30 protein-coding genes are annotated in these 26,060 nt (G+C 41.3%); 6 read left to right on the top strand and 24 right to left on the bottom strand.

Features of this window, described 5'->3' with window-relative positions; all coding sequences use genetic code 11:
* The first annotated feature begins 127 nt into the window (after positions 1-127).
* The 4 genes from GMD3S_RS0206820 (at position 128) to GMD3S_RS0206805 (ending at position 4,879) form a co-directional block, all read left to right on the top strand.
* Entirely contained in the window at positions 128-1,444 is a 1,317-nt protein-coding gene (locus tag GMD3S_RS0206820) for an FAD-containing oxidoreductase (RefSeq protein WP_000958907.1), read from the top strand.
* A 99-nt stretch (positions 1,445-1,543) separates the two neighbouring features.
* Positions 1,544-2,887, top strand: coding sequence for a lipid II isoglutaminyl synthase subunit MurT (gene murT, locus GMD3S_RS0206815; protein ID WP_000770019.1), 1,344 nt, complete (start codon positions 1,544-1,546; stop codon positions 2,885-2,887).
* Entirely contained in the window at positions 2,887-3,669 is a 783-nt protein-coding gene (gene gatD, locus GMD3S_RS0206810; RefSeq protein WP_000263169.1) for a lipid II isoglutaminyl synthase subunit GatD, read from the top strand. Before murT ends, gatD begins: the two co-directional genes overlap by 1 nt.
* Positions 3,670-3,796: 127 nt before the next feature.
* A complete protein-coding gene (locus GMD3S_RS0206805; protein ID WP_000040916.1) occupies positions 3,797-4,879 on the top strand; it encodes a M24 family metallopeptidase in 1,083 nt (360 codons plus the stop codon).
* Positions 4,880-4,919: 40 nt separating this feature from the next.
* Here GMD3S_RS0206805 and GMD3S_RS0206800 read toward each other — a convergent pair whose 3' ends face one another.
* The 17 genes from GMD3S_RS0206800 to GMD3S_RS0206715 all read right to left on the bottom strand — a co-directional run bounded on the left by GMD3S_RS0206800 (position 4,920) and on the right by GMD3S_RS0206715 (position 18,197).
* A complete protein-coding gene (locus GMD3S_RS0206800) occupies positions 4,920-5,381 on the bottom strand; it encodes an ECF transporter S component (protein WP_000814995.1) in 462 nt (153 codons plus the stop codon).
* Complete coding sequence (locus tag GMD3S_RS0206795) at positions 5,359-6,132, bottom strand: bifunctional hydroxymethylpyrimidine kinase/phosphomethylpyrimidine kinase (protein WP_000794752.1); 774 nt, start codon at positions 6,130-6,132, stop codon at positions 5,359-5,361. Before GMD3S_RS0206795 ends, GMD3S_RS0206800 begins: the two co-directional genes overlap by 23 nt.
* The gene (gene truA / locus GMD3S_RS0206790) at positions 6,122-6,871 is read right to left on the bottom strand and encodes a tRNA pseudouridine(38-40) synthase TruA (RefSeq protein ID WP_000199159.1); all 750 of its coding nucleotides are present in this window, start codon (positions 6,869-6,871) and stop codon (positions 6,122-6,124) included. Before truA ends, GMD3S_RS0206795 begins: the two co-directional genes overlap by 11 nt.
* A 99-nt stretch (positions 6,872-6,970) precedes the next feature.
* A complete protein-coding gene (locus GMD3S_RS0206785; protein WP_000816261.1) occupies positions 6,971-8,122 on the bottom strand; it encodes an MFS transporter in 1,152 nt (383 codons plus the stop codon).
* 112 nt (positions 8,123-8,234) lie between these two features.
* Entirely contained in the window at positions 8,235-8,858 is a 624-nt protein-coding gene (locus tag GMD3S_RS0206780; RefSeq protein ID WP_000775204.1) for a Pr6Pr family membrane protein, read from the bottom strand.
* A gap of 2 nt (positions 8,859-8,860) precedes the next feature.
* Positions 8,861-9,199, bottom strand: a complete 339-nt coding sequence (locus GMD3S_RS0206775) for a zinc ribbon domain-containing protein YjdM (RefSeq protein WP_001061581.1) — start codon at positions 9,197-9,199, stop codon at positions 8,861-8,863.
* Positions 9,200-9,408: 209 nt separating this feature from the next.
* Positions 9,409-9,927 carry a Dps family protein gene (locus GMD3S_RS0206770; protein WP_000229895.1) on the bottom strand — a complete coding sequence of 173 codons (519 nt, stop codon included), beginning with the start codon at positions 9,925-9,927 and terminating at the stop codon, positions 9,409-9,411.
* 188 nt (positions 9,928-10,115) lie between these two features.
* Positions 10,116-10,874: a triose-phosphate isomerase gene (tpiA, locus tag GMD3S_RS0206765; protein ID WP_000087891.1), complete on the bottom strand. Its 759-nt coding sequence runs from the start codon at positions 10,872-10,874 to the stop codon at positions 10,116-10,118.
* Between the two features lie 96 nt (positions 10,875-10,970).
* A complete protein-coding gene (locus GMD3S_RS0206760) occupies positions 10,971-11,648 on the bottom strand; it encodes a DnaD domain-containing protein (protein ID WP_000220746.1) in 678 nt (225 codons plus the stop codon).
* A gap of 8 nt (positions 11,649-11,656) precedes the next feature.
* The gene (gene metA, locus GMD3S_RS0206755; protein ID WP_001122733.1) at positions 11,657-12,601 is read right to left on the bottom strand and encodes a homoserine O-acetyltransferase MetA; all 945 of its coding nucleotides are present in this window, start codon (positions 12,599-12,601) and stop codon (positions 11,657-11,659) included.
* Positions 12,602-12,782: 181 nt separating this feature from the next.
* Positions 12,783-13,295, bottom strand: a complete 513-nt coding sequence (locus GMD3S_RS0206750; protein ID WP_001049316.1) for an adenine phosphoribosyltransferase — start codon at positions 13,293-13,295, stop codon at positions 12,783-12,785.
* A 179-nt stretch (positions 13,296-13,474) separates the two neighbouring features.
* Positions 13,475-14,164, bottom strand: a complete 690-nt coding sequence (rplA, locus tag GMD3S_RS0206745; protein WP_001085675.1) for a 50S ribosomal protein L1 — start codon at positions 14,162-14,164, stop codon at positions 13,475-13,477.
* Positions 14,165-14,261: 97 nt separating this feature from the next.
* Positions 14,262-14,687 carry a 50S ribosomal protein L11 gene (rplK, locus tag GMD3S_RS0206740; protein ID WP_001085808.1) on the bottom strand — a complete coding sequence of 142 codons (426 nt, stop codon included), beginning with the start codon at positions 14,685-14,687 and terminating at the stop codon, positions 14,262-14,264.
* A 122-nt stretch (positions 14,688-14,809) separates the two neighbouring features.
* On the bottom strand, positions 14,810-15,526 hold the full coding sequence (gene ldcB / locus GMD3S_RS0206735; protein WP_000747738.1) for an LD-carboxypeptidase LdcB/DacB: 717 nt from the start codon (positions 15,524-15,526) through the stop codon (positions 14,810-14,812).
* A gap of 14 nt (positions 15,527-15,540) precedes the next feature.
* Entirely contained in the window at positions 15,541-16,002 is a 462-nt protein-coding gene (locus GMD3S_RS0206730) for an HIT family protein (RefSeq protein WP_000335584.1), read from the bottom strand.
* 186 nt (positions 16,003-16,188) lie between these two features.
* Positions 16,189-17,142 (bottom strand): hypothetical protein, encoded by a 954-nt coding sequence (locus GMD3S_RS0206720; RefSeq protein WP_000462603.1) that lies wholly within the window; start codon positions 17,140-17,142, stop codon positions 16,189-16,191.
* Positions 17,143-17,159: 17 nt separating this feature from the next.
* Positions 17,160-18,197: a M42 family metallopeptidase gene (locus tag GMD3S_RS0206715; RefSeq protein ID WP_001077273.1), complete on the bottom strand. Its 1,038-nt coding sequence runs from the start codon at positions 18,195-18,197 to the stop codon at positions 17,160-17,162.
* 139 nt (positions 18,198-18,336) lie between these two features.
* On the opposite strand from GMD3S_RS0206715, the gene GMD3S_RS0206710 reads away from it, so the two are divergent.
* The gene (locus GMD3S_RS0206710; protein WP_000844333.1) at positions 18,337-18,888 is read left to right on the top strand and encodes a DUF1307 domain-containing protein; all 552 of its coding nucleotides are present in this window, start codon (positions 18,337-18,339) and stop codon (positions 18,886-18,888) included.
* 316 nt (positions 18,889-19,204) lie between these two features.
* Complete coding sequence (locus tag GMD3S_RS0206705) at positions 19,205-19,756, top strand: DUF1307 domain-containing protein (RefSeq protein WP_000855328.1); 552 nt, start codon at positions 19,205-19,207, stop codon at positions 19,754-19,756.
* A 48-nt stretch (positions 19,757-19,804) separates the two neighbouring features.
* Here GMD3S_RS0206705 and brnQ read toward each other — a convergent pair whose 3' ends face one another.
* The 7 genes from brnQ to GMD3S_RS0206670 all read right to left on the bottom strand — a co-directional run.
* Entirely contained in the window at positions 19,805-21,130 is a 1,326-nt protein-coding gene (brnQ, locus tag GMD3S_RS0206700; protein WP_001074590.1) for a branched-chain amino acid transport system II carrier protein, read from the bottom strand.
* A gap of 184 nt (positions 21,131-21,314) precedes the next feature.
* Positions 21,315-21,602, bottom strand: coding sequence for a rhodanese-like domain-containing protein (locus tag GMD3S_RS0206695; protein ID WP_000659169.1), 288 nt, complete (start codon positions 21,600-21,602; stop codon positions 21,315-21,317).
* Positions 21,599-22,189 carry a uracil-DNA glycosylase family protein gene (locus GMD3S_RS0206690; RefSeq protein ID WP_000078130.1) on the bottom strand — a complete coding sequence of 197 codons (591 nt, stop codon included), beginning with the start codon at positions 22,187-22,189 and terminating at the stop codon, positions 21,599-21,601. The genes GMD3S_RS0206695 and GMD3S_RS0206690 overlap by 4 nt, the downstream gene beginning before the upstream one ends.
* Before the next feature lie 53 nt (positions 22,190-22,242).
* On the bottom strand, positions 22,243-23,643 hold the full coding sequence (gene pepV / locus GMD3S_RS0206685; RefSeq protein WP_000215924.1) for a dipeptidase PepV: 1,401 nt from the start codon (positions 23,641-23,643) through the stop codon (positions 22,243-22,245).
* Between the two features lie 9 nt (positions 23,644-23,652).
* Positions 23,653-24,258, bottom strand: coding sequence for a nitroreductase family protein (locus GMD3S_RS0206680; protein WP_000670151.1), 606 nt, complete (start codon positions 24,256-24,258; stop codon positions 23,653-23,655).
* A gap of 174 nt (positions 24,259-24,432) precedes the next feature.
* On the bottom strand, positions 24,433-25,287 hold the full coding sequence (locus tag GMD3S_RS0206675) for a metallophosphoesterase family protein (protein ID WP_001015770.1): 855 nt from the start codon (positions 25,285-25,287) through the stop codon (positions 24,433-24,435).
* Positions 25,277-26,060, bottom strand: a 784-nt coding sequence (locus GMD3S_RS0206670) for a helix-hairpin-helix domain-containing protein (RefSeq protein ID WP_025172966.1), incomplete at its 5' end; no start/stop codon positions are given. The genes GMD3S_RS0206675 and GMD3S_RS0206670, both read right to left, overlap by 11 nt.

The raw sequence follows: 26,060 nt of genomic DNA, 5'->3' as shown, positions 1-26,060 counted from the left end.
AGTAGCCCGAAACTGGTTTTTCAAAGGATTTGAAGGGAGCATTTCAAACTCACTCCATTTCCCGTAGCAGAATTGTGCAAAAGTTTTTTTCTTGTGCTAGAATGAAATGCGAATAGGAGGACTATAAATGTTAACTTATGATTTAATCGTTATCGGATTTGGTAAGGCAGGGAAAACACTGGCTGGTAAACTAGCTTCAGCTGGTAAAAAAGTTGCCCTTATCGAACGTAGTAAGGCTATGTACGGCGGAACTTGTATCAACATTGGTTGTATCCCAACTAAAACTTTGCTAGTTGCTGCTGAGAAAGATTTGTCTTTTGAAGAAGTCATTGCTACCAAAAATACTATCATTAGTCGCCTCAATGGTAAAAACTATGCGACTGTTGCTGGTACAGGTGTGGATATCTTTGATGCGGAAGCTCACTTCCTTTCAAACAAAGTCATCGAAATCCAAGCTGGTGATGAAAAACAAGAACTGACTGCTGAAACTATCGTTATCAATACCGGTGCCGTTTCAAACGTCTTGCCAATCCCTGGACTTGCTACAAGTAAGAATGTCTTTGACTCGACTGGTATTCAAAACTTGGACAAATTGCCTGAAAAACTTGGTGTCCTTGGTGGCGGAAATATCGGTCTTGAATTTGCAGGACTCTACAACAAACTTGGAAGCAAGGTTACAGTCCTAGATGCCTTGGATACTTTCCTTCCTCGTGCAGAACCATCCATCGCAGCTCTTGCTAAACAATACATGGAAGAAGACGGTATTGAATTGCTTCAAAACATCCGTACTACTGAAATCAAAAACGACGGTGACCAAGTCCTTGTCGTAACTGAAAACGAAACGTACCGTTTCGATGCCCTTCTCTACGCAACCGGACGTAAACCAAACGTTGAACCACTTCAACTTGAGAATACCGATATTGAACTAACAGAGCGTGGTGCTATCAAAGTAGACAAACATTGTCAAACAAACGTTCCTGGTGTCTTTGCAGTCGGAGACGTCAACGGTGGACCTCAATTTACCTACATTTCACTTGATGACTTCCGCGTTGTCTACAGCTACCTTGCTGGAGATGGTAGCTACACTCTTGAAGACCGTCTCAATGTACCAAACACCATGTTCATCACACCTGCACTTTCTCAAGTTGGCTTGACTGAAAGCCAAGCAGCAGATTTGAAACTTCCATATGCAGTGAAGGAAATCCTTGTTGCAGCAATGCCTCGTGGTCACGTAAATGGAGACCTTCGCGGAGCCTTCAAAGCTGTTGTCAATACTGAAACAAAAGAAATTCTTGGAGCAACTATCTTCTCAGAAGGTTCTCAAGAAATCATCAACATCATCACTGTTGCCATGGACAACAAAATCCCTTATACTTACTTCACAAAACAAATCTTCACTCACCCAACTTTGGCTGAGAACTTGAATGACTTGTTTGCGATTTAAGTTGAGACTGATTTGTTAGCTAACAGCCCTCTTTGGGCTGTTTTTGTTTCTGCGAAATCTCAAAACTGTCTTTTCCCTCTTTTATGATATAATAGAAACATGAAATTAAAAACTACTTTGGGCCTCCTTGCTGGGCGTTCTTCTCACTTCATCTTGAGCCGTCTTGGCCGTGGAAGCACGCTCCCAGGAAAACTCGCCCTTCAATTTGATAAAGATATTTTACAAAATTTAGCTAAGAACTACGAGATTGTCGTGGTCACTGGAACCAACGGGAAAACCCTGACAACTGCCCTCACTGTCGGCATTTTAAAAGAGGTTTATGGTCAGGTTCTGACCAATCCAAGCGGTGCCAATATGATCACAGGGATTACGACAACCTTCTTGACTGCCAAATACTCTAAAACTGGGAAAAACATTGCCGTCCTCGAAATTGACGAGGCTAGTCTATCTCGTATCTGTGACTATATCCAGCCAAGCTTATTTGTCATCACTAATATTTTCCGTGACCAGATGGACCGCTATGGTGAGATTTACACGACTTATAACATGATTTTGGATGCCATTCGTAAGGTGCCTACGGCTACAGTTCTCCTCAATGGTGACAGTCCACTTTTCTACAAGCCAGCTATTCCAAATCCTGTACAATATTTTGGTTTTGACTTGGAGAAAGGTCCAGCAAAACTTGCTCACTACAATACTGAAGGTATTCTCTGCCCAGACTGTCAAGGTATTTTGAAATATGAGCTTAATACTTATGCTAATTTAGGAGCTTATATTTGCGAAAACTGTGGATGTAAACGTCCTGACTTGGACTACCGTCTGACAGACTTGGTTGAGTTAACTAACAATCGTTCTCGCTTTGTCATCGACGGACAAGAATACGGTATTCAAATCGGTGGACTCTACAATATTTACAATGCTCTTGCTGCGGTTGCCATCGCCCGTTTTCTCGGGGCTGATTCGCAACTCATCAAGCAAGGATTTGATAAGAGCCGTGCTGTCTTTGGACGCCAGGAGACCTTCCATATCGGTGATAAAGAATGTACTCTTGTCTTGATTAAAAATCCAGTCGGTGCGACCCAAGCTATCGAGATGATCAAACTAGCCCCTTATCCATTTAGTCTATCTGTCCTTCTCAATGCCAACTATGCAGACGGAATTGACACTAGCTGGATCTGGGATGCGGACTTTGAACAAATCACTGACATGGACATTCCTGAAATCAATGCTGGTGGTGTTCGTCATTCTGAAATCGCACGCCGTCTACGAGTGACTGGCTATCCAGCTGAGAAAATCACTGAGACAAGCAATCTGGAACAAGTTCTCAAAACCATTGAGAACCAAGACTGCAAACATGCCTATATCCTGGCTACCTATACTGCTATGCTGGAATTCCGCGAACTGCTGGCTAGTCGTCAGATTGTTAGAAAGGAGATGAACTAATGGTTTATACTTCACTTTCCTCAAAAGCTGGCAATTACCCTTATCAGCTCAACATTGCCCACCTCTATGGAAACCTCATGAATACCTACGGGGACAACGGCAATATCCTCATGCTCAAGTATGTGGCTGAAAAACTGGGAGCTCATGTAACAGTTGATATCGTTTCACTTCATGATGATTTTGATGAAAACCACTACGATATCGCCTTTTTCGGTGGTGGTCAAGACTTTGAACAAAGTATCATCGCAGGCGATCTACCTGCCAAGAAAGAGAGCATTGACAACTACATCCAAAACGACGGAGTGGTTCTCGCTATCTGCGGTGGTTTCCAACTATTGGGTCAATATTATGTTGAAGCTTCAGGGAAACGCATCGAAGGGCTAGGGGTCATGGGCCACTATACCCTCAACCAAACCAATAACCGCTTTATCGGTGACATCAAAATTCACAATGAAGATTTTGATGAAACCTACTATGGCTTTGAAAATCACCAGGGACGTACCTTCCTCTCAGATGACCAAAAACCGCTGGGACAGGTGGTCTATGGAAATGGAAATAACGAAGAAAAAATCGGCGAAGGGGTTCATTATAAGAATGTCTTTGGTTCCTACTTCCACGGACCTATCCTCTCTCGCAATGCCAATCTAGCTTATCGCCTGGTTACTACTGCCCTCCGGAAAAAATACGGTCAGGACATCCAACTCCCTGCTTATGAGGACATTCTCAGTCAAGAAATCGCTGAAGAATACAGCGACGTGAAAAGCAAGGCTGACTTTTCTTAAACTAAGGAAAATTAGATAAAAGAACTCCGCTATCCTTTCGGAGTTCTTTTTGCCTGTTCTTTTACCCTTCTCCCTTGCATTTTCTCTCATTTTTTGCCAAAATAGAGGGGTAGAAAGAAGGTAGCATATGTCTAAATTACAACAAATCCTAACATATCTTGAATCAGAAAAACTAGACGTCGCTGTCGTATCTGACCCCGTCACTATCAATTACCTCACTGGCTTTTACAGTGATCCCCATGAACGCCAAATGTTCCTCTTTGTTTTAGCGGATCAGGAACCTCTCCTCTTTGTCCCAGCCCTTGAGGTTGAGCGTGCAAGCAGCACTGTCTCTTTCCCAGTTGTGGGCTATGTGGATTCTGAAAATCCATGGCAAAAAATCAAAAACGCTTTGCCTCAACTTGACTTCAAACGTGTCGCTGTTGAGTTTGACAATCTCATCTTGACCAAATACCATGGTTTGAAAACAGTTTTTGAAACTGCTGAGTTTGAAAACCTCACTCCTCGCATCCAACGCATGCGCCTCATCAAATCAGCTGACGAAGTGCAAAAAATGATGGTTGCAGGTATCTATGCTGATAAGGCTGTTAAGGTTGGTTTTGACAATATTTCTCTTGATAAGACAGAGACAGATATCATTGCCCAAATCGACTTTGCCATGAAACGTGAAGGCTATGAAATGAGTTTTGATACCATGGTCTTGACTGGCGATAACGCTGCAAATCCGCACGGAATTCCTGGTGCAAACAAGGTCGAAAAAGACGCCCTTCTCCTCTTTGACCTCGGTGTCATGGTCAATGGCTACGCATCAGATATGACTCGTACGGTCGCTGTCGGTAAACCAGATCAATTCAAAAAAGATATCTACAACTTGACTCTGGAAGCCCAACAAGCTGCTCTTGACTTTATCAAGCCAGGTGTGACTGCACATGAAGTTGATCGCGCTGCTCGCGAAGTCATTGAAAAAGCTGGTTACGGAGAGTACTTCAACCACCGTCTCGGTCACGGTATCGGTATGGATGTCCACGAATTCCCTTCTATCATGGAAGGAAACGACATGGTCATCGAAGAAGGCATGTGCTTCTCTGTTGAACCAGGTATCTATATCCCTGGTAAAGTCGGCGTTCGTATCGAAGACTGTGGTGTTGTTACCAAGGATGGCTTTGACCTCTTTACAAGCACCAGCAAAGATTTGCTTTATTTTGATTAAACCTAGATAAGCAAAAAGTCAGCTATTGAAGCTGACTTTTTTATTTTATCTTCTTGACACTCTGAAAGACTACAAATCCCACAACCATTCCCAAGGTATTTTGTAGGAAGTTTGGAAGGATTTCTGGCAAGGCTGCTGACCAGCCATTCATTAGAGTTGAGCCCAGAGCGTAGCCACTTACCATGACGATAGTAGCCAAGACAAGGCCTAGCCATTGCCATTTCCCTTTAAAACCTGCAAAAAATCCTTGCAAGCCATGGTTTACCAAGCTAAAGAACATCCACTGTGGAAAGCCTGATAAAAGGTCAAGCAGAAAAGCTGCTAGTCCTCCAACGACGGCCCCTTCTTTACTGCCAAAGTAAAAGGCAGTAAAGAAAATACCTGCATCCAAGAGAGTCAATATTCCTGTTGGCGTTCCAATTTTCAAGTAATAGCCTAGGACCACAGAAAGGGCGGTTAAGAGGGATACAAGGGCGATTTTAGTTGTTTTGGTTTGCTTCATATTGTCTTACTCCATATTGATCTGCTTGTGCAATAGCACGGTAAACGAAAGCTTTCGAGCTCTCTACTGCTGGTAAAAGTTCATCCCCTTTAACCAAGTGACTGGCGATGCTTGAGGCAAAGGTACATCCTGCACCCGCATTTTGGCCTTGAATGACTGGGTTTTCTAGAACAGTGAAAGTTTGTCCATCATAAAAGACATCCACTGCCTTGTCCTGACTGAGGCGATTGCCTCCCTTGATAATAACTGCTGGCGCTCCTAAATCATGCAATTTCTGCGCTACAGCTTTCATGTCTTCCAATGTTTTAATTTCCTGACCAGCCAATAATTCTGCTTCAGGAAGATTTGGCGTAATCACACTGACATGAGGGAAAAAGCGAATCAACTCTTGACAGAGTTCACTAACAGCTACATCGTGCGTTTCCTTGCAGACCAAAACGGGGTCCAATACCACAGGCACTCCTGGACGTTGCTTGATAAAGTCCAAGGCCTTCTCAGCCACACTGACAGTAGGAAGAAGGCCAATCTTAATTCCTGCAAACTCGACATCACGTAAGCTATCCAATTCATGTTGAAAAATGGCATCGTCAGTTGGAAAGACTTCAAAGCCCTTTTCGGTCAAGGCCGTCAAACAAGTCACTGCTACAAAGCCATGCAGACCATTTAAGGTATAGGTAGCCAAATCAGCTGATAAACCACCACCACTAAAAATATCATTCCCAGAAAGGGCTAAAATACGATTATTCTTCATAACGAATCTCCTTTAAATACAAGCCATTCGGTGCAGCCGTTGGACCTGCAAGTTTTCTGTCCTTCTTCTCCAAAATCAAGTCAATCTGCTCAACTGGCATTCGATTATTTCCTATTTTGAGCAGCGTCCCCACCATATTGCGAATCTGCTTATACAAGAAACCATTTCCTGAAAAGGTAAAGGTCAAAAATTGGCCTGTCTCATCAACACTAAGGCTGGCTTCTGTAATAGTCCGAACCTTGTCCTCTACACTGGTTCCAGATGCTGTAAACCCAGTAAAATCATGGGTTCCCTCTAATTTCTTGACAGCTATCTGCATTCGCTCCACATCGAGGGGATAGGGAAAGTGAGTAGCATAGTGACGGCGCATCGGATTTTTAGGACGCCCCCTATCCACGATAAACTCATATGTCTTGCTATGTTTTGCATAACGGCAATGAAAATCATCCGCCACAAGCTTAATTGAAATCACATCGATATCTTCTGGTGACTGGGTATCCAGAGCAAAACGGAGTTTTTCCACATCCATCTGATAGGGCAGATCAAAATGAATAACCTGTCCCAGAGCATGGACCCCACTATCCGTCCTACCAGCACCATGAACAGTGATGGCTTGCCCCTTATTGAGTCTCATTAAGGTTTTTTCGATTTCCTCTTGAACGCTCCGCGCATGAGGCTGGCGCTGAAAACCAGAAAAGGCATAACCATCATAGGAAATGATTGCTTTATATCTTGTCATAACTTCTATTTTATCAGGAAATAAAAGTGTAAACAAGTTTAAAAACCAATAATTGTCTGGGTACAAAATTCCCAAAAAGAAAAACTTAGGAAACCAATCCTAAGCTCTCTTTTGAAGTGCGTACATAACAAAGATAGAAGTGACAATCAACCAACATCCTAAAATGGTGAAGACCAACATACCGTTTTGAGTCACCAAGCCAATCGCACCAAGAATAAAAGGTGTCGTAAAGGCCCCAAAGCTACATCCTAGCACTGCAAAAGATGTTGCCTGATTAAGGAGCTTGGCTGGTATTCTTTCAGAAAGAAGCTGAAAGACAGTGGTCAAGGCCACACTGTAGGAAAAACCTGCCACAACACTTCCAACTACCATCACACCCAATGACGGAGACAAGGCAATCACAATCTGCCCCAATCCAAAGGTGATACCCGACCAAAGGAGCAACCTTTCTTTAAACAGAGAGATAAAGAAAGAAAAACTCACACCTGCCAAGATACCAATCAACTGCATGATACTTAAAACCAAGCTCGATAACTGGGCATCCCCTAGACCTCTTTCCACCATCAGACTAGGAATACGAATGGTGATAGCTGTATTGGTGCAGACAACTACTGCTGCTTCGACAGCCAATAGAAAAATTAAGCCTTTCATCTGTCCTGTCAAACGAGTCGTTTCGGTCTCTTTTCTCTTTGTTTCTTTCTTTTCTTTCCCATAAGGGACAAAGAGCAGATAAAGGATCAATACTAAAAACCCCGCACTGTAGGCCAAGAAGGTCACTGTCCATCCCAAGGATAAGAGTTGACCTACAACTAGAGTCAAAATCGATGCCCCGACAACTTCTGCTGATCCGCGAAGACCCAACATCTGGATCCGTGTCTTTCCATGATAGCGTTCACTGATGATGGAAATGGCCTTGGCATTGATCATCCCAACACCCAAGCCAAATAAAATCCGCATCGCAAAGACAAAGTTGTACTCCTGATACCAGAAAGGGGCTGTCCCACCGATAGAAAGGATGAGAAGTCCCAGACTAATCTGAAGTCTCTCAGGAAACAACCGCTCCAAAAACCCATTTAAAACCAGCATGATCATAATTCCAAAAGAAGGGAGACTGACCAGGAGCTCGATTTGTTCCTTGGGGTAGCCTTGATAGTAGTCAAACATGGCTGGCAGAGCACTTGAGATGGAAAAGGAGGTAATCAAAACGAGGGAGAGGGCCAAAATACTAGCCCGTTCTAAATATTGTTTCATGAATTTTCTTTCTGTATATTTCTCACTGTTTATCCTTTTAAAAGGAAGATGGCAAGAAAAGAAGGAGCCCGATTGAACTAGAGACTCCGTCCTAACTTTCCTAATAGGAAGACTATTTTCGCTTGATTTGCTTGATCAGATAGAAGATGAAGCCTGCAACCATATAGGCCGCAAAAATGATCAAACACCATTTGATAACCACGTCCCAACCCTTGTTCACATTTAAAAAGAAATATGGGAAGGGATTGTCCTTGGAATTCGGAATATTGAGTTTTAAGACCAGGCCGTTAAACAAGGCAAAAATCATATAAACCAAGGGCAAGATGGTCCATAAGACTGGATCCCAGATCTTGTATTGACCCCGTTTATCAAAGAAGAGGGTGTCAGCTAAAAACCAGAGTGGAACGATATAGTGGCAAAGGAAATTTTCCACACGGTAAAAGTCTGTCGCAATCGGAGCAAGCATAAAATGGTAAATCACACAGGTAATCATGATACTCATGGTAACACCACCCTTGAGACGAAGCAAGGTCGGACTTTGCCAATTTTCACCTGAACGGCTCATCACACGGAGCAGATAACCCGTGAAAATCGTTACCAAAAGATTGGACAACACTGTATAGTAAAGGAGCATACCAAAGCCACCGTGTTTGGTAATCTCCAAATAAACTCCTGTAAATGCCGCTAAGAACAAGAGGACACGACTATAAAAGATAAATTTATAATTCAGTTTCATGGCTAGATTTTCTTAACAAATTCTGACTTGAGTTTCATAGCTCCAAAACCATCAATCTTACAGTCGATGTTGTGGTCACCTTCTACGATACGGATATTTTTAACGCGAGTTCCTTGTTTCAAATCCTTTGGCGCACCTTTTACTTTCAAGTCTTTGATAAGGGTTACAGTATCGCCGTCAGCCAATTTATTTCCATTGGCATCGATAGCAACAACACCTTCTTCTACTTCTGCAACTTCTGCAGGATTCCACTCATAGGCACACTCTGGGCAGACCAAGAGACTTCCGTCTTCGTAGATATATTCTGAATTACATTTTGGGCAATTTGGTAAGTTGTTCATAAGTCCTCCTTAAACTAACAATTATTCTTTAAAATTCATATGTTATTGAACAGCAACTATTATACCGTAAAATCCTACTTTTGACAATGTGTCCTAAGTCCAGCAGACAAAAAAATCATGCAACTTTTTACAGTTACATGACTTTTAAAAGATGATTGATCATGGGCACTTATCAAGCGCCTCATGATAAAAGGGGTAGCAACTATATTTTACAAACCAGGAGCTTGTCCAAGTTCTGCTGTAAGCATCCAAACTGTTTTCTCAAGTTCAGCCTTAGCCCCAACAAAGATATCGTTTGTAACATCATCACCTTCTTCGTCAGTTACATCCAAAGCTTTTTGGAAAAGAGCGATGAGGTAGCGATAAATTGCTAGAACACGTTCCAAGCTTTCTTCAACGTTACGGAATTCTCCTTCTTCTTCTTCGATTTCACTGTGTTGAAGGAATTCTGTCAAAGTTGAATAAGGTTTTCCACCAAGAGTAATCAAACGTTCACTGATTTCGTCAAGATAGCTATCAAGACTGTCCATGTATTCATCCATTTTTGGATGCCATACGAGGAAGCCACGACCACGCATATACCAGTGAACTTGGTGAAGGGCAATGTGAGCCACATACAAGTCCGCTACTGCTTGGTTCAATACTTCCTTTGTTTTTGCCAATGCTACTGGCGCTGTTTTAGATAATGTTGTTACGTCTTTTACTGCTTCTTTTTTCAATTCAACCATATTGATCACCTCATAATATTATTTTTGCAACCATATTTATTGATTACTATCTCAGTATACTACTCCTAGTAGACAAAAGCAAGAAAATTAACCCATATTAAAAAAGTTGTAATTGACTGATAATTTAAGAAAAATATACAGTCTTTAAAAAAAAGACAGTCTTAGCAGACTGTCTGGAATAACTGAGATTATTTTACAAAATCAAGCAATGCCAAGAAGCTTTCAGCTTCAAGTGACGCACCACCAACAAGGGCACCGTCAACGTCTGGGCAAGCCATGTATGAAGCAACGTTTTCAGGTTTAACAGAACCACCGTATTGAACACGAACTTTGTCCGCAACTTCTTGACCAAAGTCTGCAGCTACAACGTCACGAACGACTTTACACATTTTTTGTGCATCGTCTTGTGAAGCTGATTTACCAGTACCGATAGCCCAGATTGGCTCATAAGCGATAACGGATGCAGCAACTTGTTCAGCTGTCAATCCAGCCAATGCAGCAGATACTTGAGCACCTACGAATTCAGCAGCTTTACCAGCTTCGTAAGTTTCAAGTGACTCACCACAACAGATGATTGGAAGCATACCGTTTGCAAAGATTGCTTTTGCTTTTTTGTTGATATCTTCGTCAGTTTCATGGAAGTAGTCACGACGTTCTGAGTGACCGATAACAACGTAGTCAGTACCGATTTCTTTCAAAACTTGTGGGCTAGTTTCACCAGTGAAAGCACCTGCATTTTCAAAGTAGCAGTTTTGAGCAGCAACTTTAAGGTTTGAACCTTTAGCAGCAGCAAGAACAGCTGTCAAATCAAGAGCTGGAGCTGCGATACCTGCTTCAACAAGGTCTGATGAAGGAAGTTTTGATGCAACGGCTTCAACGAATGCTTTTGCTTCTTCTGGATTTTTGTTCATTTTCCAGTTACCAGCGATAAATGGTTTACGTGACATTTCACATACCTCTTTTTTCATTTTATTCACTATTATTCTATCATATTTATAAGGAGCTTGCAAACCTTACTCTAATTTTCAAGATTTTTCAAGCGACTAATCTTGCCACAAATTCATGGCATCGAGGAAATCAGCCGAAGCCTGAACTTGTTTGGGATTGTTGACTTCTCGCTCTGCTCGTTTGGCCTCTACCTGAGTCACAGACTGAATACCTTCATGGCGCCAGTTTCGTAGGATTGCCTGAATATATTTCCAGTTTGGCTTGCCATTGAGAACGGCCTCTCGGAGAGCTTCCTTAATCAAATCCGCCTTAACTCCGTCTTCTTTGACAGTCTTGGAAAGATCTTCGATTTCAAATGGTGTTAATAAGCGTCCCAACTCCTGCTGAAAAGTTTCAACCAGATCCTTCAACTGATTCTGCGGGTTTGGGGCAGTTGTAGCTGGAGTTTGGCTGTCTAGTAAGCTATCCAAGCGTTCAAAAGCCAAACTAGCATCAAAAATCAGCTCAATTTCCCCATTTAGTTCAATGGTTCGATATTGTAGCAAACCATTTTCAGTCAAATTTGAAATAGATTGGTTGACATCTGCAACCTCTTTCCCAATGATTTCAGCAATCTGACTAGGTGAAACATCTCCTAGGGCTGTGGTATTTTGTAAATAGAAAAATTGCCAGACGAGAAAATCTTCGCTGGAAGGAAAGAGTTCCTTAAAATGCAAGAGCAGGGCACTTGGTAAAACCAAGTTCCCTGATTTAAAAGCGTCAAAATATGTCATAATTCCTCTTATAGATATCCAAATGCAGCCACATCATCCTCTACCTTTCTCCAGTCAAAAGGGGTTTCTTGATAAACTGCATAGTTTACCCAATTGCTGAAAAAGAGGGCAGCTGATGAAGACCAACAGAGACAAGGCGTCTCATTTACATCATCATTTTTAAAGTAGTTCTCTGGGATATGAGGGTTGAGTCCCGCCTCATAATCACGAAAATACTCTCTTGCCAAAGTGTCACGATCGTACTCCAAATGACCAAAACTATAAATTTCACGCAAATCTCGACTAGCTAGGATAGAAACCCCAACCTCAGGACCTTCTGACAGAATCTCCAGATTGGTCTTGTTTAAGATTTCTTCTTTTAAAATCTCAGTATGACGAGAATGAGGAGCTACATAGCGATCATCAAAACCTCTAAAAAGAAGGTGCCCTTCTTTTAAGGTATCCTGTGGATAAATGCCTGATAGTTTCCGATCCATCTGGTGCTTTTCAACGCCATAGCGAACATAAAGACCTGCTTGTGCTCCCCAACAGATATGGAGGGTTGAAAAAACATGCGTCTTAGACCATTTGATGACCTGCTTGAATTCCTCCCAGTAGTCCACCTCTTCAAAAGGCAAATGCTCCACTGGTGCTCCTGTGATAATCATTCCATCAAAAAAGTCATCCTTGACCTCTGGAAAGGTTTTATAGAAGGTTTCCATATGTTCGGCACGAGTTGTCTTGGAACGATGTGTTTCCATATATAAGAAATCAATATCTAATTGCAAGGGGGTATTGGCCAAATGCCGTAAGAGTTGCGTTTCTGTTACCATCTTTTGAGGCATGAGATTTAAAATCAAAATCTTCAAGGGGCGAATATCCTGATGAGCAGCCCGTTGGTCGTCCATAACAAAGATATTTTCTGTCCTTAAAATCTCCACAGCTGGCAATTTTTTATCAATTCTAATCGGCATAACCTTCTCCTAACTGTACTCTTTTAGAAATAATTGAATGTGTTTGAAGTCAAATCTCAAACACTTAGTCCTTTTATTATACTGCAAGAAGATATAGTTTTCAATTATAGTTTTTCTCTAACTAGCTATAGTTTGTTTATATAGCAGATGAAGAGAAAACAGCCCCAAGGACTGTTTTTCATTAATAATGCATAAGTACCTTGTAATCGTAATCTCCGATTTTTTCACGGCCTTTAAGCTCATCCAACTCAATCAAGAAGGCACAACCGGCTACAACTCCACCAAGTCTTTCAATCATCTCAATGGTTGCTTTGACAGTTCCACCTGTTGCCAAAAGATCATCTACGATGAGAACACGTTGACCTGGCTTAATCGCATCAGCATGCATGGTCAAGGTATCAATACCGTACTCTTTCTCATAGTCAGCAGAAATGACTTCACGTGGCAATTTCCCTGGTTTACGAACAGGTGCAAAGCCAATTCCCAACTCAAAAGCAACTGGGCAGCCCACGATAAAGCCGCGAGCCTCTGGGCCCACGATCATGTCGATCTTCTTATCGGTTGCATACTGAACAATTTCACGAACAGCGTAGCTATAAGCATTTCCATCTGCCATCAAAGGGCTGATATCACGGAAGGTAATACCTTCCTTAGGATAATTTTCAATCGTTGCGATATAATCTTTTAAATTCATCTTTTTCTTTCTTTCAAAGTTTTTTACTCTCTATTATACCACATTTTCTGTGAAAGAAGAAGAGGAAAAGCACTATTCTATTGCCCCATCAGGCTATTAATAGAGTTATTTCCCCTGGAATGAACTTATCATCAAAAAAACGAGCACATTCGTACTCGTTCTCTGATATAAACTACTGATTAAAGTGAGTTTACGTCAACCTTGATACCAACACCTTGAGTAGTTGTGATTGTCAAGTTTGTTACGTAAGTTCCTTTAGCTGTAGCTGGTTTTGCTTTTTGGATTGTTTCGTTGAAAGCTTTGAAGTTTTCAACCAATTTTTCAGCTTCAAATGATACTTTACCGATGATTGCTTGAACGTTACCTGCACGGTCAGCACGGTAAGTAATTTTACCACCTTTAGACTCTTCAACTGCTTTAGCAACATCCATTGTTACAGTACCAGTTTTAGGGTTTGGCATCAAGTTACGTGGTCCAAGGACACGTCCAAGACGTCCAACAAGAGCCATCATGTCAGGTGTAGCGATAACTACGTCGAAGTCCAACCAACCGTCGTTGATTTTCGCAACAAGGTCATCTTCACCAACAAAGTCTGCACCAGCAGCTTTTGCTTCTTCAGCTTTTGCACCACGTGCGAAAACAAGAACGCGTGAAGTTTTACCAGTACCGTTTGGCAATACCATTGCGCCACGGATTTGTTGGTCAGCTTTTTTAACGTCGATGTTCAAGTTGTAAGCAACTTCTACAGTTGCGTCAAATTTTGCAAAGTTAGTTTCTTTTGCAAGTGCTACAGCTTCTTCTACACTGTATGCTTTTGTGCTGTCGATTTTTTCAAGAGCAGCACGAAGTTGTTTGCTTTTTTTAGCCATTTTCTATTCTCCTTGTAAGTGGTTCAATCGATTTTCATCTCCCACGTCACTTCTCGAAATGATGAAGTCTTGCGGGTTATATTGGGGGTGTTATTGATTAGTCAACAACAGTGAATCCCATAGAACGAGCAGTACCTTCGATCATACGCATTGCAGACTCAATGTTTGCTGCGTTCAAATCTGGCATCTTAGTTTCTGCAATTTCTTGTACTTGTGCACGAGTAACTGTAGCAACTTTAGTTTTGTTAGGTGTACCTGATCCTTTTTCAACACCTGCAGCTTTTTTCAAAAGAACAGCAGCTGGTGGTGTTTTTGTAACGAAAGTAAATGATTTGTCTTCGTATACTGAGATAACAACTGGAATGATCATACCAGCTTGGTCAGCTGTACGAGCGTTGAACTCTTTTGTGAATCCCATGATGTTGATACCAGCTTGACCAAGAGCAGGTCCAACTGGTGGAGCTGGTGTAGCTTTACCAGCAGGGATTTGCAATTTTACAAGTTTTTCGACTTTTTTAGCCATTTTTAAATCCTCCTTTGTGGTTTTGGCGGTAATTAGAGATTTTTACCTCCCACAAGTATGCTTTACACATACTTTTCCATTATACACTATTTATCTAAAAATGCAAGAGAAAACTTTCGTTTTTAATCGACGTAATCGCCGCCTTCAAAGCCATAGTACTCTTCTAAACTGAGACCACTTGCAGCAATTTCTTTGGCCTCTTTTCCGACGTAGCGAAGATGCCATTCTTCCGCCATGTAGCCAGTCTCTTTTTCCTTGCCTTTGAGATAGCGAACAACAAAGCCAAAGTCAGCCGCATGATCCAAGAGCCACTGGGCTGCCTTTTCTTCAGTAACTAAATCACCATCTGTCCCAATAAGGTCAAAAGCAAGACCTGTTTGGTGTTCACTATAACCTGGGCGAGCTGAGTAGCGATCAGCAGCTTCCTTACCATCTTGATTCACATAGTCTTGATAAAGTTTGGTTTGAGTTTCATAACTTCTAAAACCACTGTAGTGATCGCTGATTGGGTAGCCCGCTGCTTGCATTGCTGCAATGAGTTTCAGCAACTCTGCTTTAGCTGTTGGATTTTCTCCTGGATTATAGTCTTTTGACAAAGGATAGTGCTTATTAGCTATGACGATTTCATCGTACTTCCCTTGAATACTATAGTAGTCTCCCTTATTGACAACTTCTGCCTTCTTCTGACTAGAGGCTTGGGATTTGCTCCCTACAGTTCCTTCAGGTTGACTAGTTTGTTCCGTTTTTTGAGTGTTTTCTTCATTTTTAGGTTTTTCTTGAGAACATGCTGCTAGGGTTACTGCTAGCAAACCTGATAAAACGATGTATCTTTTTTTCATTTTTTCTTCCTCTCTTAGGCCATGTGCTTCTCTAATTCATCGGATAAGGCTTTAATCATTTGTTCCAACTCATGGGATTTCACTTGGCAATCTTCTGACGCCATTTCTTCCCAGGGCACCCACCAGACTGGACCACGGCCATTAAGCCCATGCCCCTTCATATCACCTGACCGTCTTGGAAAGAGGTGCCAGTGAGCGTGGGCATCTCCATTTCCTAGAAGTTCGATGTTCATCTTTTCAGCTTTAAACGCTTTGGCGACTGCTTCTTGGACTAAACTCATTTCCTCTAGAAAACGCAGTTTTTCAGAAGTCTCCATATGGTGGAGTTCTGTTATATGTTCTTTTGCCAGAAATAAGGTATAGCCCTTAAAGTATTGGTGATCCCCAATAACAACATAGCCTGTTTCTAGTTCTTTTACAAAGTAGGGATTTTTCCCCGCTTTAATTAGGTCTATCCGCTCACAAATAAGACACATGAGTCTCTCCTTTCAACTCTAATAAGTTCAAAATATCTTGAGCCTGACAGCTCGGGATTAGCTATACTTGCATTCTCAAGCACATAGGGATTAAATCACTCACTGTCAATCCCTGCTTTATTTACCCCTCGGATATCCACTGCTTCAAAGTCGAGAAGGATGTGATTAAGGTCAAAAAGTCGGTGTTCATAGGTCATCATTCCCCTCCCTCTTATCTTTGTGAAATAATTTTTGAATCTTATTAAAAAATGGAATAACTGTAAAATTATCTATAAAGCGTCTCTTACTTAACTTAGGTCCCTGTAGTTTTCTATATTCTTCGATATAAATTGTAGATACCTTACCAATTTCACTTTCTCCGAAGATAATAGCTTTTAAAAATATTACACCAATACTTAAACAAAGTGAAACTATTCCAACAATAAGAACAATAGATAAATTTTTATACAAATAATACGATATTACAGTATCAACTGCGACAATATAGAAAAGGCACACTGTAATAAATATTCCAGATCTTCCATCATCACTTTCATCAACACTAAATTCTGGGAGTAAAAAAATTAAAATTACAACAAGCAGCAAATAAGCCAATAACAAAGAGGGTCCAGTAGGTTGTTCTATAAAACTCTGATACCCAAAGTAAATGAAAAATAGCTGAAGTAATAACATCGCATACTGAAATAAATAAAACCATATTTTAGCTGAACTTATAAGCGGAATATTTTTTTCTACTTTTATATCTAGTAATCGTTTAGCAATTTGTATCCGATGAGCTAGTTCTTTTAAATCCTCTATTTGAAGTATTTGAGAAGCAAGTTTTTTCTCTATAATTTCTATTTGATACCATATATATCCATCATCTTCTATCCACTGATATTTTCCAAAAGTTTTTATTTTTCGTCCATACGGATTAATGTTTTGAGAAATTTTAAAAAGTAGTTTTTCTAAATCTGGATTAGTAATTCCTTTATCTACCAGTTCATCGGCATAAACAACTAGTTCTTTAAAGTTTTCTTGTTTATTTTCATACACATACTTACGATATTCCTCTTTTTTCTTTTGGAAATAAGCATACAAACCCGAAACTAACCCCGTTATTATAGCAGGCGTTGCTAATTGTTTCAGCATTTCAAACATAATACTTTATCGCCCCTTTACTCCACCAAGGTGCTCTTGAGATAGGCGTCTACCATACGCTCAGTCGCCACGACCGAATCAATGTGTGTTCGTTCGTAAGAGTGACTGGATTCAATACCAGCTCCAAGGAGGGCGTGTTTGACCTCTGCTCCTGCTGACATAGCTGCTGAAGCGTCCGATCCATAAAATGGATAGATATCCAGCTTAAATGGAATATCTTGCTCTTTCGCCAAAGCTACTAAGTGTTGACGGAAGTCATAGTGATAAGGACCAGAAGCATCCTTGACACAGATAGATACTGTGTACTCATCCGTCTGTTGGTCATCGCCCATAGCTCCCATATCTACAGCTAGATATTCCACTACCTGAGCTGGAATATTGGAGTTGGCACCGTGACCCACCTCTTCGAAGACTGAAAAAGCAAAATGAGTTGTTACTGGCAATTCAATCCCCTCTTCCTTGTAAATACGAAGAAGATTGAGCAAAATTGCTGCGCTGACCTTGTCATCCAAGTGTCGAGACTTGATAAAACCAGTTTCTGTCACAACTGTTCGCGGATCGAAACTAATAAAGTCTCCAACCTCAATACCCAAGGCGCGGGTTTCTTTTTCATTGGTTACTTTTGCATCCAAACGCACTTCCATATTGTCCTGAGTACGTTCAGCAGTTCCTGCATCCTTGTAGACATGGCAAGATGTCTGGTGGATGAGGATAGTTCCAGATACCGTTTTACCTGTACTAGCCACATGAACCGTACAGTTCTCTCCCTCAATCATGTTCCAAGGGAAACCACCGATACGATCCAATTTGAGACGGCCATCCGGTTTGACAGCACGGACAATAGCACCCAGCGTATCCACATGGGCAGTCACATAGCGGTGTTGGTCATCATTTTGACCTTTAATAGTAACATTGACACCACCCTTAGCAGTTCGAATAGGCTGGTAACCAAGCTCTTCTAAAGTATGGACTAGGTAGTCTGAAATCTCACGAGTAAAGCCCGTTGGAGATGCAATAGCAGTTAATTCTTTGATATAGTTTACAGTTTGATTCATTTCTTCACCTCTTTCCTACCATTATAACATTTTTCTAGTCAGACTCCTTCTCAAAAGGAGAAAAACTGTGTTTAGTTGCTTTCACTATAGATCCATGTTATAATACAAATACTTTGATTATGAAAGGAAAGTAATAGATATGAAATCATACTTTAAAGTATCACTAGCCCTTGTGGCTTCACTTGTCCTCCTGCTCGGATGTTCCAAACAAGCATCAACTACTGCTAGCAGCAGTACCAAAGAAGACACAACAACTCAGTCAAACGAGACTAAACAAAGCAGTCAACAATCATCTGAAAAGAAAGAAACAACTAAAACACATACCTTTGTAAACAAAAGCAATTCTGGAATCACTTCTACCTTGATTTATACTGTAGAAGGGGACAATGTTATCAAGCAATCAGCTAATAACATTGCTGATCCTGAAATCCTTGGTGCAACTCCAGAAGATGTCAAGAGTTTTATCGAAGAAAAGTACAAAGGTTATAATGGACTCAAAGGTGTTAAACAAACGATTGAAATCAAAGATGGTAAAGTTGTTCAAGATCTAGAAGTTGATTTCTCAGTTGCAAGCATTAGCGAACTTAGAAAAGCACTTCCTGAAGAATATTCTGGTATCGGTAATCGTGTCAGTTTCTCAAATTCTAAAAAAGCACTGGAAAAAATGGGATTCACAGAAAAGACGAACTAATCTCCCAAAATTTCATATAGACTAGTGTAGGTCCACCCCAAAAGTTAGACACAACTCTGACTCTTGGGGTATTTTACTATATTCCTAACTGATGAGTCCGATAGATTCCTCCAAATCCCATAAAAAGTGCATTTAAAACTTCCCACTTTTCAATCCATACGATAAAAAATTTTTGAAACAGATAGAGACAAAACTTTAATCGTCAGACTAGTTTCTGTTCATTGTCATGTCAAATCAGATGAGAGGGGAGGTCTAGTTGATTTTGTAGTAGAATCATGTTATAATACAAAATACTTTGATTATGAAAGGAAATTTTATGAAAACTCTTGTTAAAACTTCACTAGCCCTAGTGGCTTCACTTGTCCTCCTGCTCGGATGCTCCAAACAAGCATCTACACCTGCTAGCAGCAGTACCAAAGAAGACACAACAACTCAGTCAAGCGAGACCAAACAAAGCAGCCAACAATCATCTGAAAAGAAAGATGAGACAGAAACCCACACATTTGTTCACAATAGCAATCCCGGAAGAACTTCTACCTTGACATACACTGTTAAGGGGGATGATGTTGTAAAACAAGAAGTCTATAATGTTTTTGACCCTGAAATACTGGACAAGTCAGCAGAAGAGATTAAAGAACTTATCGTGAAAACTTATAAAAAGGAGGAAGGACTTAAAGGCATTACACAAAATATCGAATTCAAAGATGGAAAAGTCATCCATAGCATGGAGGTTGACATGACTGTTGTGAATCTCGAAGAGATGAAAAAAGCAATGCCAAATGAAGTTTCTGGCTCTGGAAGCCGTGTAAGTTTCCTAAAAACTAGAAAAATGCTTAAAGAGGCTGGTTATACTGAACAAACCAACTAACGAGTCGTGCTTATACAAAAAATTCTTGGTCGTTGACCAAGAATTTTTTTATTCCATCTCAAAAACATCACTCTCTTGTTTGTTTGGTAGAACCAGCGAAAGCAAGATTCCGATAATAGCTGGCACTAGCCATGGAAGAGAGGCTGACGCAAACGGAAGGGCATTAATCAGATTTTCAAGAAACTCAATCTTAAAGGAACTTCCAAGAACGCTTGCAAGAGCAATAGCTGTAACAAGGCTAATGGTTAACTGCATGCCCGGTTTTGATAAGGGTACAAACTTATTCACAATCACGATCATCACAATGGAGATGGTGATTGGGTACAAGATTACAAGTACTGGCACTGAGTACTTAATGATTGCATCAAGGCCAAGATTAGCAATAGCAAACCCAATCAAGGTAAAGGCAGTTGCATAGACCTTGTAACTGATTTGTGGGAAACGTCCGTTAAAGAACTCTGCTGTCGACACAATCAAGCCAACTGTCGTTGTGAAACAGGTTACAGTTACCATAACAGCAAGAAAGAGCTGAGCTGTTGAACCAAAGATTTCCTGAGTTGCTTGTGACAAGATATAAACGCCTGGTGTTCCACCCTTCATCACTTCTGCTGGTACTGGGAAATGATTTCCAAGGAATCCTAAACCGATGTAGAGAGCGCTAAAGGCAAGAGCTACCACAATACCAACAACCCAAATAGTTGAGATGTATTCTTTCTTACTTGAAAATCCAAGTTGTTTCAAGGTTTGAACAGCAATCACACTAAAGGCCACTGAAGCAAGAGCATCCAAGGTATTATAACCTTCTAGGAAACCTGTACCAAAGGCAGAAGCTTGATAAGCAGCTGACGCAGTTTGAGGACTTGTTCCACCGTATTTGAAGGCACCTAGTACAACCAAGATAACGATCAACAAAGCAAAGACTGGTGTCAAGATTCGTCCGATACGGTCCAAAATCTTTGATGGATTGAGTGAAATCAGATAGGCTGCGGCAAAGTAAAGCACGGTAAAGATAATCAATCCTAGGCCTTTATTTGCTTCAGACAAGAGGGGACTAATCCCAACTTCGTAAGCTGTTGTTGCTGTACGTGGAATGGCAAAGAAGGGGCCAATCGATAGATAGAGGACTGCAAGATAAAGTGTCGCAAACCAAGGTGAGATTTTCTTAGAAATCTCGTGAATGTATCCTTTAGGATTGAGCGTTCCGATGATGAGCGTTAGGACAGCAATCCCAACACCCGAAAATACAAAACCTGCGATGGCAGGAAGAAACTGTTCTCCAGATAGGGCACCTAGAGAAGGCGGAAAAATCAAGTTCCCCGCACCAAAAAATATTCCAAACAGGAGCAAGCCTGTTAGGGCACCTTTTTTAGCCATAAAAATCTCCTTCATATTTCTAAAATACTGACCTAGTATACCATGATTAAGACTCTGAAAAAAGTATCCAAAATTAATCATTGAATGTTTTCAATATTTTTAAAAATAAGAATTATCTAAAAACAAAATCCCTCACTCAGTTGGAACCGAGCAAGGGAAGACTAGGATCTATCGCCATATAGGTTTAAAGATTTTCAAAGACCGTCATTCCGCCTTGGACATTGATAACGTCATAACCTTGTTCAGCTAGAAATTGACAAGCACGTGCTGACCTCATCCCAGATTTACAAATCACGTAGTAAAGCTGGTCTTTGTCTAGTTGTTCATAAGTATCAGCCAATTGACTGAGAGGTAAATTACGAGCACCTTCTAAATGAAGAGACTCAAACTCATCTACTTCTCTCACGTCCAGCACAGAAAGTGAACTATTCTGGTAAAGCTGGTAAAAATCGTTAAAAGTAATTTCTTTCATTTTGTTTCTCCAAGAATCTTTTGAATTCTTTTTTTCAAATCGGGCATCACTTCTGACTCAAACCAAGGATTCTTAGCCATCCAAATTTGATTACGAGGAGAAGGGTGAACTAGAGGAAAATAGGTTGGTAAGTAGTTCTGGTAATGTTTTACCCGTTCTGTCACCTTGCCACTAACTTTCTCATGTAAATAATAGGCTTGGGCATATTGCCCAATCAAGAGAGTTAATTGGATATTGGGCAATTCTTGCAAGAGTTGTGGGTGCCATTTTTCGGCAAAGCCTTTACGGGGGGGAAGGTCGCCCGATTTTCCATGTCCTGGGAAATAAAAGTCCATGGGAATAACTGCAAACAAGCCCGAATTGTAAAAGGTATCTTCATCTACACCTAGCCACTCACGCAAGCGATCGCCGCTCTTATCCTTCCAATAAATCCCAGCTTCTTGCGTTTTAAACCCCGGAGCTTGACCGACAATATTGATGCGGGCAGTTTTTGGCGCCGCAAAGAGAGGTTCGATTCCGCGTTCTGTATAGCTGATATTCTGTGGATCCGCCATAATGGCTTGCTTGATTCTTTCGATTTGAGACATCTGTTTTCCCTCCAAAAAGAAGTCCAAGCATAACATCTCAGACTTCTATCGTTTTATTTGATCAATTCATAGATAGCCTCAGCATAGATTGCTGCTGCTCGGAAGAGATCGTCCAAGGCGATAAATTCATTGGCTTGATGCATGGTATCGATTGAGTCTGGGAACATAGCACCGTAGGCAACCCCACGTTCCAGCAAGCGACCAAAGGTACCACCACCGATGACTTGCTCGTGACCTTGGAGACCAGTTTGTTTTTCATAGACATTCAACAAGGTTTGCACAAGCGGATCTTCCATTGGCACATAGTGAGGGGTATGGCCGTGTTCAGAAAGACTAACTGAAGCCACTTGCAAGTTTTCAAGGATTGACTTGATTTGCTCTGGACTTGTTCCTTTTGGATAACGGAAGTTGAGGGCAATCGTATTGTCAGCACTTGTTTCATCAAAGCGGAAGACACCGGCATTCATAGAAAGGGCACCCATCTTTTCATCTACATGAGCAACCTTGAGATTTGTACCCTCATGGTCGTTCAAAAGAATCTTACCAGCGATGTTAAGGTAGTCTTTTGCAGGTCCTGCAAAGTCAAACTGGCTGAGGAAAAGGGCAAGGTAGGTCGCACCATTGACACCTGATGCAGGCATAGCACCATGAGCTGATTTACCAATCACAGTCACCTTGTACTGGCCGTTTTCTTCTTGGAGTTCTCCTCTGAGTTTGTGTTCTGTAACAAAAGCATCTAGTTTAGCTTGCAAGTCAGCCAAGTCACCTGAAACAACTGCTGTTGCTGATTCAGGTACCATGTTTTCACGCAAACCACCTGTGAAGCTGTGAAGGCGAGCTGCACCAGTATTTTCACCTGCAAAATGGAGATATTCTGTGATATTCCCTTTTTCACCATTGATGATAGGGAATTCAGCATCTGGAGAGAAACCGAAGTCTGGTTTCGCAAGTCCTACATGTTCAAAGTAGTAGTCCATGTCTGCCCAGCCTGATTCTTCATCTGTTCCGACGATGAAACGAACTTTTTTAGAAGTTGGAAGCCCCAATTCTTTGATGATTTTCAAACCATAGTAACAAGCTGTTGTAGGCCCCTTGTCGTCTGAAGCTCCACGCGCATAAAGGCGACCGTCTTTGATAGTTGGTGTATAAGGGTCCGTGTCCCAACCGCTACCAGCTGGCACCACGTCCATGTGAGCAAAGATTCCGAGAACTTCTTCTCCTTCACCAAACTCAAAATGTCCTGCGTAGTTATCAACATTTTTAGTTGGATAGCCATCACGGTCTGCGATTTCAAGGAATTTTTCCAAGGCTTTTACTGGACCAGGTCCAAATGGATGCTCAGCATCGGCTTTGCTGTCATCACGTTCTGAGTTGATTTCCAAAAGGCTAAACAAGTCAGCCAAGAGGTCTTCTTTGCGTTTTTCTACTTCTGCTGTAAAATCAATAACTGTCATTTTTTCTTCCTATCTCTTCTCGATAATTTCATCTACTGGCAAGCGGTAGCTTGGTTCCAATTTCTCATCTGTGTATCCAACTGTGATCAAGAGTTCTGGACGGAATCGGTCTTCAATGTCCAAAACTTCGTTGGCTTTTGATTTGTCAAATCCAAGAATAATGTTAGAACCGATTCCTTGGTCTGTCAGAGCAAGAACCAAGTTCATGGCAACCAAACCTGCATTGAGGGCTAGGTAGTCGCTGACTTGTTGTTCACTGTAACGCGCAAATTCAGCTGGCAGATTCTTCATAAAATATTGAAGTTGCTCTTCAGAGAAGTTATTAGCGCCGCCAACTCGGGCAATCTTACGAGCACGTTTAGCCAAATCTGTGTCGGTAAACAAGGCAATGGTTACAGGTGCTGCTGATACCTGCTCAAAGTTCGAACCATAAGCCAATTTTGCCAATTCAGCATTTTTCTCACGAACAACCACAAACTTCCATGGCTGGCTGTTGTGGGCACTTGGGGCCAAGGTTGCGATTTCGATAGCCGTACGCACATCTTTGGGATCTACCGGTTTATCAGTAAAATGCTTAGTCGCATGACGTTTTTTATTTAATTCAAGAAATTTCATAATCGATTTCCTTTTCTAATTCTACTGCATCCATTCTACCATATTTTGAAAGAGCTTGCAGAGATTTTTCATAGAAAGAAATTGGAACACGGATGAAGTCCTGGATTTAAACTTATCATTAAAATCAGATTTTTCCTCATCCAGTTCCAACTAATTTTCAGGGGTTTTAAGAAACTAGTCTACCTTATATTCTGACTTTATAGCCTCCAAAAATTTCTTCACATCCTCAACATACCCATGCTTTTCAATTAAACTAGCTAAGAGTTCTAGATTGTGCCCCCGATAGTTGTCATCTCGGCGTAGTTCTTCATACATTTCGATAAAAGGAAGCCCCTTGGACTTGGCCAATTCTAACTCTGCTTCATAGTCATAAGCAACTTTTCGGAATAGAATGTTTACTAATTCCCCATATTCTACTTCTATCACAGCATACTGAGCACGGTGATTTTTTAACGCCTCCCAATTAAAATAGGGCATGCCAATCGACCCTGGATTGATGATTTGTTGCCCTTGACTGCCATAACGAAGCAACTGCTTGTGAACATGACCATAGACTGCCACATCAACTTCATCATCTAGGAGTTGGTCAAATTTCTCTGTATCATTCTCAACTAGCAAGTCACCACCATAGTTCTTATTTGGCAAATTATGAGAAAGAGAAAAACGCAGTCCGTCAACTTCTCTCTTTTCTAGCATAGGTAAGCTTCGTAGCCAGTCAATCGTTGCAGGATCCATTCGATCCATCAAATACTGCGTCATACGCAAGAGCTGGACTTCCTGTGGGTCTTCCAAGCCATATTGCCCATCTAAAGCCTCAAGGACACAATCATCCCAATTGCCTCGAACACTTGTAGTGATAGAAAGTTCCTTTAACAGAGCGACCAAGTCATTTGCACCTGGACCAGGGAGGAAAATGTCTCCCATGAGCCAGTATTCACTGACTCCTTGTGCTTTAGCATCTGCAATCACTGCTTCTAAGGCAGTCACATTTCCATGAATATCTGATAAAATTGCGATTTTATGGTTCATCATAATCTCCTTTTGTTTGGTAGTCCACTCTTTCTTCCGCCACTTGAGCCAATTCCACTTCTTCCTGAGGGTTCAACTTTCTTTTCACATCTTCTGCGACTGCTCTTGGCACACCCACTTCGACAATTTCATCCACACTAGCTTCCTTGATTTTAGTGAGAGATTTAAAATGCTTCATGAGATTCTGTTTGCGTTTAGGTCCCAGACCGTCAATCCCATCCAGTTGTGAAGAAAAGGAATTTTTTGAGCGCAGTTGGCGGTGGAAGGTGATAGCAAAGCGGTGCACCTCATCCTGGATGCGTTGGAGGAGAAAGAATTCTTGAGAATTGCGAGACAACTCCACCACTTCCAGTGGATCTCCAAAGAGCAGTTCATGGGTTTGGTGCTTGTCATTCTTTTGCAGACCTGCAATTGGGATATCCAAACCTAGCTCTTCTTGGATGACTTGCTTTGCGATATTGACTTGACCTTGTCCCCCATCAATCACAATCAAATCTGGCGGGGTTAAACCATCACGTTGAACTCGGCCATAACGTCTGCGAATAACCTCTCGCATACTAGCATAGTCATCTGGGCCAACAACCGTTTTTATCTTGTACTTTCGGTAGTCTTTTTTACTCGGTTTGCCATTGACAAAGACCACCATAGCTGAAACAGGACTGGTTCCCATGATATTAGAGTTATCAAAGGACTCGATACGGACTGGGGTCGGGATTTGGAGCAAGCGTCCCAGATTTTCAATAGCTCCTTGGGTCTTTTCGACTGATTTTTCT

Origin of the sequence: Streptococcus sp. GMD3S, from assembly GCF_000298695.2 — a bacterium.
Classification (GTDB): domain Bacteria; phylum Bacillota; class Bacilli; order Lactobacillales; family Streptococcaceae; genus Streptococcus.
Note: the sequence above shows the minus strand (reverse complement) of the source record. Positions and strands in the feature narration are given on the sequence as shown.